This is a genomic window from Streptomyces sp. OZ13 (genome assembly GCF_052068155.1).
In the GTDB taxonomy this organism is placed as follows: domain Bacteria; phylum Actinomycetota; class Actinomycetes; order Streptomycetales; family Streptomycetaceae; genus Streptomyces.
This window is the reverse complement of record NZ_JBQHCZ010000007.1, coordinates 298312-308013: the sequence shown is the minus strand read 5'-3', so window position 1 is coordinate 308013 and position 9702 is coordinate 298312. Positions and strand designations below refer to the sequence as shown.

Annotated in this window: 11 protein-coding genes; 2 read left to right on the top strand and 9 right to left on the bottom strand. The window is 73.1% G+C overall.

Annotated elements, in window-relative coordinates:
• Window positions 1-130: 130 nt before the first annotated feature.
• The 4 genes from ACTMTU_RS19235 to ACTMTU_RS19220 all read right to left on the bottom strand — a co-directional run bounded on the left by ACTMTU_RS19235 (window position 131) and on the right by ACTMTU_RS19220 (window position 3169).
• Window positions 131-919, bottom strand: a complete 789-nt coding sequence (locus tag ACTMTU_RS19235) for an Fpg/Nei family DNA glycosylase (RefSeq protein ID WP_441264706.1) — start codon at window positions 917-919, stop codon at window positions 131-133.
• 244 nt (window positions 920-1163) lie between these two features.
• A complete protein-coding gene (locus ACTMTU_RS19230; RefSeq protein WP_441264705.1) occupies window positions 1164-1316 on the bottom strand; it encodes a hypothetical protein in 153 nt (50 codons plus the stop codon).
• A 64-nt stretch (window positions 1317-1380) separates the two neighbouring features.
• Window positions 1381-2628, bottom strand: coding sequence for a D-alanyl-D-alanine carboxypeptidase family protein (locus ACTMTU_RS19225; RefSeq protein WP_441264704.1), 1248 nt, complete (start codon window positions 2626-2628; stop codon window positions 1381-1383).
• A gap of 139 nt (window positions 2629-2767) precedes the next feature.
• On the bottom strand, window positions 2768-3169 hold the full coding sequence (locus tag ACTMTU_RS19220) for a MerR family transcriptional regulator (protein ID WP_441264703.1): 402 nt from the start codon (window positions 3167-3169) through the stop codon (window positions 2768-2770).
• 383 nt (window positions 3170-3552) lie between these two features.
• On the opposite strand from ACTMTU_RS19220, the gene ACTMTU_RS19215 reads away from it, so the two are divergent.
• On the top strand, window positions 3553-5055 hold the full coding sequence (locus tag ACTMTU_RS19215; RefSeq protein ID WP_441264702.1) for a SulP family inorganic anion transporter: 1503 nt from the start codon (window positions 3553-3555) through the stop codon (window positions 5053-5055).
• An 82-nt stretch (window positions 5056-5137) separates the two neighbouring features.
• On the opposite strand, the gene ACTMTU_RS19210 is transcribed toward ACTMTU_RS19215, so the two are convergent.
• The 5 genes from ACTMTU_RS19210 to ACTMTU_RS19190 all read right to left on the bottom strand — a co-directional run bounded on the left by ACTMTU_RS19210 (window position 5138) and on the right by ACTMTU_RS19190 (window position 8337).
• Window positions 5138-5761, bottom strand: a complete 624-nt coding sequence (locus ACTMTU_RS19210) for a PepSY domain-containing protein (protein ID WP_441264701.1) — start codon at window positions 5759-5761, stop codon at window positions 5138-5140.
• Window positions 5762-6158: 397 nt separating this feature from the next.
• Window positions 6159-6779: an Rv1733c family protein gene (locus ACTMTU_RS19205; RefSeq protein ID WP_441264700.1), complete on the bottom strand. Its 621-nt coding sequence runs from the start codon at window positions 6777-6779 to the stop codon at window positions 6159-6161.
• Window positions 6776-7600: a rod shape-determining protein gene (locus ACTMTU_RS19200; RefSeq protein ID WP_441264699.1), complete on the bottom strand. Its 825-nt coding sequence runs from the start codon at window positions 7598-7600 to the stop codon at window positions 6776-6778. Before ACTMTU_RS19200 ends, ACTMTU_RS19205 begins: the two co-directional genes overlap by 4 nt.
• Complete coding sequence (locus ACTMTU_RS19195; RefSeq protein ID WP_441264698.1) at window positions 7597-7962, bottom strand: TraR/DksA family transcriptional regulator; 366 nt, start codon at window positions 7960-7962, stop codon at window positions 7597-7599. Before ACTMTU_RS19195 ends, ACTMTU_RS19200 begins: the two co-directional genes overlap by 4 nt.
• A 48-nt stretch (window positions 7963-8010) precedes the next feature.
• Window positions 8011-8337 carry a TraR/DksA C4-type zinc finger protein gene (locus tag ACTMTU_RS19190; RefSeq protein ID WP_364600933.1) on the bottom strand — a complete coding sequence of 109 codons (327 nt, stop codon included), beginning with the start codon at window positions 8335-8337 and terminating at the stop codon, window positions 8011-8013.
• 362 nt (window positions 8338-8699) lie between these two features.
• On the opposite strand from ACTMTU_RS19190, the gene ACTMTU_RS19185 reads away from it, so the two are divergent.
• The gene (locus ACTMTU_RS19185; RefSeq protein ID WP_441264697.1) at window positions 8700-9701 is read left to right on the top strand and encodes a HAMP domain-containing sensor histidine kinase; all 1002 of its coding nucleotides are present in this window, start codon (window positions 8700-8702) and stop codon (window positions 9699-9701) included.
• Window position 9702: the final 1 nt, after the last annotated feature.

The window sequence follows — 9702 nt, the reverse complement described above, 5'->3', positions numbered from 1 at the left end:
TGCTCCCGCCGGAACTGCGCGACGACAACCCGCTCGGACTTCCCCGGCGCGTGAACGGCCGCCTGCAACACTGACCCACACGTCCGGCACCGTGACGGCCGGTGCGGCGCAGGCCGCACCGGCGCGCGGGTCAGGAACCGTCCGGCTGACAGCGCGGACACCACACCGTGCCGCGCCCGCCGACGCGTTCACGGCTGAGCGGCCCGTCGCACCGCGGGCAGGTGGGGTCGCTGTCGTCACGGCGGCCCGTGAGCCAGGACTTCCGCGGCGGAACGCGCCCGGCACGCACCGAAGAGCGCAGCGTGCGCCGCATCTCGGTGTGCAGCCGCCTGAGCTCGTCGTCGTCGAGCCGGTCCGCCCGGCGGGTGGGACGCAGGCCGGCGCGCCACAGGATCTCGTCGGCGAGCAGATTGCCCAGTCCGGCCAGCACGGACTGGTCGGTGAGGGCCGCCTTGACGCGGCCGCGCCGCCGGGAGAGCAGTTCCGCGAAAGCGGCCCGGTCCACCGACAGCGCGTCCGGCCCCTGGTCGTGCAGGATCCGCGCCACATCGGCGTCGGGGTCGTCGGCGAGCCACAGGCCCTGCAGTTTGCGCTGATCGCGGAAGCGCAACTCCTCACCGTCGACAGTGAGGACGACCCGGTCGTGCGGATCCGGTGGGTCGCCCGGGCGGCAGCACACCAGTTGTCCGGTCATGCCGAAGTGCATCATCAGGGTGGGCCCGTCGGTGCGGGCCAGGAGCCACTTGCCGTGCCGGGCCGGTTCGGCGAACCGGCGGCCCCGGAGCGCCCGGCGCAGCCGCGAGACGGTGACGCCGTGCAGTACACCGGCGTCGTGCACCTCGACCCGTTCGATCCGCTTGCCCCGCGCACAGGAGGCCAGGACCTCCCGGAACCCTTCCACATCAGGCAGTTCGGGCACGGCGTCCTCCGACCGTCTCGTCCGTCCGGAGCCGGTGCGCCACGGTCAGCGACCGCGCCCCGGGCCCTGGGCACCCCGTCGAGAACCGCGCAGCCGGCGGCGCCGACGAGCTCCTCGCGGCAGCCGGTCACCGGAGCCGACAGGCCTCGCACCCTCCCGGTCCGGCGTCCACCTGCCGTCGGGGTCAGGGCCTGACCCTGGCGTTCCGCCTGCGCCCGGACCTCGTAGCAGGACTCATGGGCGGTCACCGGAACGCCTCGTCGTGCGAGGCCAACGCCGCGCGGACGGCCTCGCCGGCGAGGCCGCGCCGACGGACGTGGACCGCGATCCACGCGAAGAACCCCATGATCGCGGCGAGGCAGGCGGCGAACGCCGGCAGCGGCAGCAGGTCACCCATGCACCGAGCCTACGCCCGGGTGGAGGGGCCGACAGGCGCCCGCGGCGCGGCGGCTGCCGGAGCATCAGGAACCCGCCGGCGGACGGTGCCTGCGACGCAGCCGCAGGATGAGGACGCCGGCCACGCCGGAAGCGCCCACGAACGCACCCACCCAGGCGTACGCGATGCCGGTGCCGGTCTCCTCCGAGGCGGCGGCGGCCCGAGCGGGCGGCACGGCGGCCGGGGTGACGGGGCCGGGCCCGGCCGGTGGGGCCTGGTCGGGCCCGGCCGGTGGGGCCTGGTCGGGCCCGGCCGGTGGGTCCTTCTCCACGGCCGGCGGCTCCAGCGACCCGACGGGCTCGGCACGGCCCGCGGCGGCGAAGCCCCAGTCGAGGAGGGAGCGGGCCTCCTCGTAGACCGTGTGACCACCGCCCGACTGCGGGTTCATCACGGTCACCACCAGGGTGCGTCCGTCCCTGCGGGCGGCGGCGACCAGGGTGTTGCCGGCGTGGGAGGTGTAGCCGTTCTTGACGCCGATGATCCCCGGGTATCGCTCCACCCCGTCCGCGCCCGTCAGCAGCCGGTTGGTGTTCCTGATGCCGTACGTCCAGGTGGGGCTGCCGTCGTCGTAGGTGCCGCCGGGGAATGCGGCGTCGACGGTGGACGCGTACGAAGCGAACTGCGGGTCCATCAGGCCGGCCCGCCCGAACACCGCCAGGTCGAAGGCGGAGGAGACCTGCCCGGGCTCGTCGTAGCCGTCGGGGGAGACCACCTGAGTGTCGTACGCGCCCAGCGCACGGGCCTTGGCCTGCATCTGCTCCGCCGTGGCCGTCCAGCCGCCGTTCATCTCGGCGAGGACGCGCACGGCGTCGTTCCCGGAGCTCAGGAAGACCCCCCGCCACAGGTCGTCCAGCTTGTACGTGCGTCCGGCCGCGATGCCGACCAGGCTGCTTCCCTCGCCCACTCCTTCGAGTTCCTCCTCGGTGACCGTGTGCGGCGGGGCGTCGGCCAGATTCGGGATCGCGGTGAGGGCGAAGAGCGTCTTGATGGTGCTGGCGGGCGGCAATGGGCGGTGCGCGTCGTGAGCGGCGAGCACGTCGCCGGTGTCAGCGTCGGCCACCAGCCAGGAGAGGGCGGAGACGTCTTCGGGGAGGTCGGGAGCCCCGTTGAGAGGCCCGACATGGGTGCCCGGCCGGTGCAGCGGCGACGCGTCGGCGGAGGCGGGTCGAGGCGTGGATTCGGTCTGCGCGGCGGACGCCGGCAGCACGAGTGCGCCGGCGGCGACGGCCGTCGCGCAGCAAAAGGCCAACCGTGCAGTAAATCTGATGATCATTCGGTCAGCGTAGGAACGGGCGACCGGACGCGCAGTTCCGCTGAGCCGACCGGAGGAAGCCCCCGGCGACAGGCCGATGACACCTCGGCTCACCCCCGCCGATCCCGGCCGGCCGGGGGCGTGGTCCCGGGCCCCGGTGTTACCTCGCGGCGTCCATCCGCCGCCTCAGCGTGGCCGCGAAGTCCTCCGCGGCCGCCAACTGGGCGCGCAGCTTCTCGCAGCGGGCGTCGGCGACCGCGCGGTAGGAGTCCAGGCGAGCGTGGAGCCGTTCCCGCTCCTCGGCTGCGGGCGGGTCCTCGCTGTCCGCGATGCGGTCGGTGATCTCCAACAGGTCCCGCATCTCGTCGAGGGAGAAGTCGAGCGGCTTCATCCGGCGGATGACCATCAGGCGCTCGACATCGGCCTCGGTGTAGAGGCGGAAGCCGCCCTTGCTGCGGGCGGAAGGGATGACGAGGCCGACCTCCTCGTAGTGGCGGATCGTCCGCAGCGACAAGCCGGTCCGCTCGGCCACCTCGCCGATCTGCATCTGGCGCTCAGCCATCGCCCTGCCGTCTCCTCTGCTTCACGCCACGTCTTCGATGGTTCGAAGTGGCCCAGAATACGAGCTCGAATCCTATGGGCCGCCTGCCGGTGGCCCTGCGATTCACAAGCGGTCCTTCGAACTCTCCCCTCACGTCAGGGTATGGTTCAGGCGCGACGCCCGACCTGTGCCCCGTGCGCGGTGAGGCCCCCCGCCGAGGTGTCAGCCCGGAGGGGACCCGGACTTCCGGGCAATGACGCCCGACCGGCGGCTTCGGGAGCCGCCCCGTCCGGCAGGCCCCCGAGGCCGGGCCGCCGGATACTCCGCACCGGACTCGGGCGGGGTCGAGTAGTCGGCGCGTGTGTTCAGCGGATGGACGGATGCGCCCGAACAGGAACGGTTGCATGTCTTCTTCGCTGTCCGAAGGACGCCGGCTGCGTATGTCCGCGCCCGACTGGCTCGCCTCGCCGAAGGTCTTCAGGACCGAGGTGCTGGCCGGCCTGGTGGTGGCGCTCGCGCTGATCCCCGAGGCCATCTCCTTCTCCATCATCGCTGGGGTCGACCCGGCCGTCGGCCTGTTCGCGTCGTTCACGATGGCCGTGGTGATCTCGGTCGTCGGCGGCCGCAAGGCCATGATCTCCGCCGCCACCGGGGCGATCGCCCTGGTCATCGCGCCGCTCAACCAGCAGTACGGCCTCGGGTACCTCGTCGCCGCCGTGATCCTCGGCGGACTCTTCCAGATCGTTCTCGGCGCACTGGGCGTGGCGAAACTGATGCGGTTCGTGCCGCGCAGCGTCATGGTCGGCTTCGTCAACGCCCTCGCGATCCTGACCTTCATGGCGCAGGTGCCGGAGATGCGTGACGTCCCCTGGGTGGTCTATCCGCTGATCGCCGCCGGTCTGGTGCTCATGGTGCTCTTCCCGAGGATCACCAAGGTCGTTCCCGCGCCGCTGGTCTCCATCGTCGTCCTGACCGTGATCACCGTCGGCGCCGGTATCGCGGTGCCCGACGTCGGCGACAAGGGCGCGCTTCCTTCGTCGCTGCCGGTGCCCGGCCTGCCCGATGTGCCGTTCACCATGGAGACGCTGACGACGATCGCGCCGTACGCCTTCGCCCTCGCGCTGGTCGGCCTGATGGAGTCGCTGATGACGGCCAAGCTGGTCGACGACCTCACCGACACCCGCTCCAGCAAGACCCGGGAGTCCATCGGCCAGGGCGTGGCCAATGTCGTCACCGGCTTCTTCGGCGGGATGGGCGGCTGCGCCATGATCGGCCAGACCATGATCAACGTGAAGGTCTCCGGCGCCCGCACCCGGCTGTCCACCTTCCTGGCCGGCGCCTTCCTGATGGTGCTGTGCGTGGTCTTCGGGCCGGTCGTCTCGGACATCCCGATGGCCGCCCTCGTCGCCGTCATGATCATGGTGTCGGCTGCCACCTTCGACTGGCACTCGATCCGGCCGAAGACGCTGAAGCGGATGCCGGTGGGCGAGACGACCGTCATGGTCGTCACCGTCGCCGCCGTGGTCGCCACCCACAATCTCGCCATCGGGGTCGTGTTCGGCTCGGTCACCGCGATGGTGATCTTCGCCCGGCGGGTGGCGCGTCTCGCGGAGGTGACGGGCGTGGTCGACCCGGACGGCAAGCAGGCCGTCTACGCGGTCACCGGCGAGCTCTTCTTCGCCTCCTCGAACGACCTCGTCCACCGCTTCGACTACCAGGACGACCCGGACGACGTGGTCATCGACCTCACCGACGCCCACATCTGGGACGCGTCCTCGGTCGCCGCCCTCGACGCGATCGAGCACAAGTACGCCCAGCGCGGCAAGAAGGTCACCATCGTCGGGCTGAACAGGCCCAGCGCCGAGATGCACGACAGGCTGGCCGGCCGGCTCGGCGCCGGGCACTGAGCGTGGCACAGCGCCCCTGCCCGCGGTCCTCGGACCGTGGGCAGGGGCGCTGCCGTTCCTGTGCCCGCCTCGTGCGGAGGCGTCAGTCGCGGTCGACCTCCTGGCGCAGGATCTCGCCGCTCGCCGCGTCGACGTCGAAGGTCGTCTTGTACCAGTCGTCCTGGGTGACGACGTCGACCGACCAGATCACCTTGCCGGCGTCGTCGCTGTCCAGCTGTACGACGGTGACAGTGCCCTTCTTCCGCCCGGTCGCCGTCTTCACCGCCTGCTCGGCAGTCTCCTTCGCCTTGCCGAGCAGGTCGGCGGTCTCACGCTTGTCGTCGGCGTCCTGCTCGCGGTCGGGCTGCGAGCGGAGCACCCGGCCGGAGTCGGCGTCGATGTGGATGGTGTGGCGGGTGCCGTCCTGGGTGGCCACCTCGGCGGCCCACTCGGGGCCGCCGGGGCTCGGCGCGGGACTGGCGGTGCTCCCGGCCTCCGCGCGGGTCAGCTCGATCTCGACCAGTTTGCTGCCCGACACCTCGCCGACGGCCGTGTCGGCAGCCTTGTCCCAGGTGACCTTGGCGGCCGGGACCAGAGCGCGGCGCTCGGCCTGGTCGTCGGTGAGGCGGGTGGCGGTGCCCGTGGGGCTGGGGGAGCCGGTCGGGCTCGCCGTACTCGTGGGGCTGCCCGTGCCCGTGGGGCTCGGTGCGGCGGCCGGCGCACTCACCTCGCTCCCCTTCTCGCTGCCACAGGCGGTGAGAAGCAGGGCCGAGCAGGCGATGAGACATGCGGGGAGTGCGGCCCGGAGGCGAAGAGCATGAGTCGTTACGTTCATGTCGCCACGCGTAACCCCTGGTCCCACGGGAGACACGGGCTGCCGGGAAGATCACCCGATCGCGTCCGCCCCACCGGCGGCGGCCCGCGGCTCCCGGCTGCCGCGACAAGAGCCCGCACAGGTGAGGTCCGCGCCGCGCCCGACGTCCCACCGCACCGGACCGGACCCGTTCCACCGCCGCTCACCCGGGCAGGGCCTTCGCCGCGGGCCCCGACGAGCAGCTCCCGACCACGCCGCGCGCCCCGTCGCAGAGCGGGACGATCCTTCCGGGCGCCCCCGTTCCGCATCCTCACGCCGATGCCGTCCAGCGGGGAGCGGTGTCGGCCCAGGCCCTCTCCCATCCGGCGTCGCGCCGTCTGTCCAGCGCCATCGCCGCCACGCCGTAGGCGCCCGCTCCCGTGAGGGCGACCGCCACGCCCGCCGTGGCCGCCCACCCCAGAGCACGGCTGCGGATCTCACCCGCCGTCATGGGCGGATCGGTCAGCCGCCCCTCGGCGTCGCGCCAGACGCGGACGGTGCTGCCGGCGGACAGACCGGGCCGGACCTCGGCCTCACCCGTGCGCGGCCGCCCGTCGGGGCCGAAGTAGCGGACCTCGGCCGGGTACAGCGTGTGCCGGGCCTCCTCGGAGCCGGGTTCCGGATGGCGGGGAGCGTCCCGCACCAGCACGGCGTCGACGGGAGCCCGCGAGCGGGCGTCGGCCGCGGCGTCCGCCCGCAGCGAACCGTGCACGGAGTTGTGCACGATCACCGTCACCGTGGGGGCCGCCGCGGGCACCGCCAGAGCCAGCACCAGCCCGGTCCACGCCTGCAGCACGTCGGAGCGGCGACGCAGAGGGCTGCGCCGCCACCGCCACAGCCCTGCGCGCGTCCGCACGGGGGGCGGCTGCGCCCGCGGTTCCGGGGCGGTCATGTCGTCCCCCGCTCCGGTACCTGTTCCTCCGCGTGGGTCGCCGGATGGCGGTGGGCAGACTCCAGGACGTGCGAGGCCCCCCGCAGCGCCGCCGTGTGCGGTGCGGGAACCGGCTGGACGGGGACCCGCAACTTCCGGGTGAGGTCGTACGTGAACTCCGGCCGCAGCGCGCCGCCGCCCGCCAGGAGCAGGCCCCGCCCCAGGGCGTCCAGGGTCTGCTCGGACTCGTCGAGCCGCAGCATGTCGGTGACCATGGCGACGACCGCCCCGGTGATGTCGCGGAAGGTCACGGAGCCGCCGATGTCGCCGGTGCCCAGCGCCGTCCGGTAGGCGTCCGTCACCTCGCCGTCGCAGAGCAGCGCGACCTCGGTGACATGCGCGCCGATGTCCGCGACGAGCAGCGGCCGGCCCAGGTCCGCGCCCGCTCCCAGGGCGATGGCCTTCGCGGTGGGGACGGTCAGGACCCTACGGGGACGCAGCACCTCGAGCGCGGTGAGAGCCGCGCTGCGGAAGCGGGGCCCGCCGAGCACGGGGGTGGTGACGACGATCAGCGGGCGGCTGAGTGCGGACACACGGCGCCGGAACAGACGCTCGAGCATCCGGGCGGTGCCCTCGGTGTCGACGATGTCACCGCGCCGGACGGGGTACACGCCGTCGGCGCCCGGGAACGTCACCGTGGGGACGTCGAGGATGACACCGCGGCCCGGGGACCAGGCCCGGGTGCGGGAACTGCCGATGTCGATGGCGAAGCGCGGGCAGACCCGGCACACCGGCCGAGCCGTTCGACGGTGCCCGCCGGGCCGGACACCGAAGCCGGTCACCGTCCCGCCTCCCCGCCCCGCGGGCAGCGCCCGCAGTAGCGGGCCTGCGGCACGACGGTGAGGCGATCCAGGGAAATGGGACGCGAACACACATGGCACACGCCGTACCGGCCCTGGTCCATGCGTTCCAGCGCGGCCTCCACGTCGGACAGGACCATGCGTGCGGACGCGCTGAGCTTCACCTGGACCTCGAGCTGAGAGGCCGACCGCCGGCGGAGCGCGTCTCCGGCCCGCGACGGTCGGGTGAACCGCTCCAACTGCTCCAGACGGAAAGCACGTTGCTCCTTCAGGCTGGCGCGCAGCGCCGCGAGGTCGTCGGCGGAGAGCGGCGCGGCGCCGGCGTCGGCGATCCGGTGGTTCACGAAGTCACCCCTCCAGGTGCACGAAGGACAGGACCGGGAGCGCGCCCGTCACGACGCCCGGCGCTGGCAGCCGACGCAGCAGCGGGCGTAGGGCAGGATCTCCAGCCGCTCCACGGGGATCGGCCGCCTGCACTCCTGGCAGAGCCCGTATCCGCCGGCCTCGAGCCGGGCGAAGGCCGCGTCGATCTCGGTCAGCACCCGCTGGATGGACGTCTTCTGCGCGATCATCAGCTCGCGCGGCGCGTCGTTCCCCTCCTGCTCGATCGCCTCCAGCTGCGTGAGGCGGGAGTTGCGCTCGTGCTGGAGACGCTGACCGACCTCGTGGGCGGTGAGACGTTCGGGAAGGGAATCGGAGCGGGCCGCGTCGAGCGACATGAGAGAAGTCCTTCCAGGGGAGTCGAACGCCGTGGAGTCCCGTCGCGGTGTGCTCGCGTACCCGGTGTCCCCGTCGGCGGAACCCGTGCTCCCGCCGGTCGGCGGGAGGGCGAAGGGTTCATGCTGCAACCATCACCGGTGCGCGGAGCCCGCACCATCGGTCCCAGCACCCATTTACCGGGGGTCCGGCAGTGCATGCCGTGCGGGGTCGCGCGGCCCGGTGACCGGCGCGGATGGCTGCCGCTGCCGGTCGACACACGCTCCCGTGGCGCGGCAGGCTGAGCCGACCCGAGTGCGGGCCGGGCCCGGCGGTGACCCATAGTGGATGGCACACCGCGAAGACTGTGGAGGTTCGGTACGCCGTGTCGCTGTTCTGGCGGATTTTCGCCCTCAACGCGCTGGTCCTCGGCCTGGCGACGGCGCTGCTGCTGTGGGCGCCGGTGACCGTATCGGTCCCGGTGCTGCTCACCGAGGCCGTCATCCTGGTGGGCGGCCTGGGTGTGATGCTGGTCGCCAACGCTGCCCTGCTGCGCATCGGACTGGCTCCGCTGGAGCGGCTCACCCGGCTCATGACCACCGTCGACCTGCTCCGGCCGGGCCATCGGCTGCCGGGGCCGCCCGGGCGGGGCGGCGTCGCCGAACTGATCAGCACCTTCAACGACATGCTGGAGCGGCTGGAGACCGAACGCGCCACCAGCAGCGCCCGCGCCCTGTCGGCGCAGGAGGCCGAACGACGCCGCATCGCGCAGGAACTCCACGACGAGGTGGGCCAGAGCATGACCGCGGTGCTGCTCGCGCTGAAACGTGTCGCCGACCGGTCCCCGGAGCCCCTGCGGGCCGAGGTGCGGCAGGCGCAGGAGACCACCCGCGAAAGCCTCGACGAGGTGCGCAGGCTGGCCCGCCGACTGCGGCCGGGTGTGCTGGAGGACCTCGGCCTGGTCAGCGCGCTCACCGCGCTGAGCGCCGACTTCGCCACCCACACCGGACTGCGCATCGAGCACGACTTCGACCCCGGACTACCCGCGCTCGCACGGGAGACGGAACTGGTGCTGTACCGCGTCGCCCAGGAAGGCCTGACCAACATCGCGCGTCACGCGGAGGCGGAGCACGTCCGGCTCGCCGTGCGCCGCACACCCGGCGCGGTCGTGCTGAGCATCGCCGACGACGGCCGCGGCACCGGCCTCGCCCGCGAGGGCGCGGGGATCCGCGGCATGCGGGAACGGGCCCTGCTGATCGGCGCCACCCTCGAGATCGCACCGGGCGGCGCGGGCGGCACCCTGGTGTCCCTCTCCGTGCCCGACGGCTCCGCGCCCGTCCCCGCGGAGTCCGCCGGCACGGAACGCGCCGGGAAGGAGGTGACGTAGC

Bases quoted from the DNA above. Each gene is read 5' to 3' on its own strand.
- ACTMTU_RS19230 (WP_441264705.1), bottom strand. From the start codon at position 1,316: ATGGGTGACCTGCTGCCGCTGCCGGCGTTCGCCGCCTGCCTCGCCGCG.
- ACTMTU_RS19225 (WP_441264704.1), bottom strand. From the start codon at position 2,628: ATGATCATCAGATTTACTGCACGGTTGGCCTTTTGCTGCGCGACGGCC.
- ACTMTU_RS19220 (WP_441264703.1), bottom strand. From the start codon at position 3,169: ATGGCTGAGCGCCAGATGCAGATCGGCGAGGTGGCCGAGCGGACCGGC.
- ACTMTU_RS19215 (WP_441264702.1), top strand. From the start codon at position 3,553: ATGTCTTCTTCGCTGTCCGAAGGACGCCGGCTGCGTATGTCCGCGCCC.
- ACTMTU_RS19205 (WP_441264700.1), bottom strand. From the start codon at position 6,779: ATGACCGCCCCGGAACCGCGGGCGCAGCCGCCCCCCGTGCGGACGCGC.
- ACTMTU_RS19190 (WP_364600933.1), bottom strand. From the start codon at position 8,337: ATGTCGCTCGACGCGGCCCGCTCCGATTCCCTTCCCGAACGTCTCACC.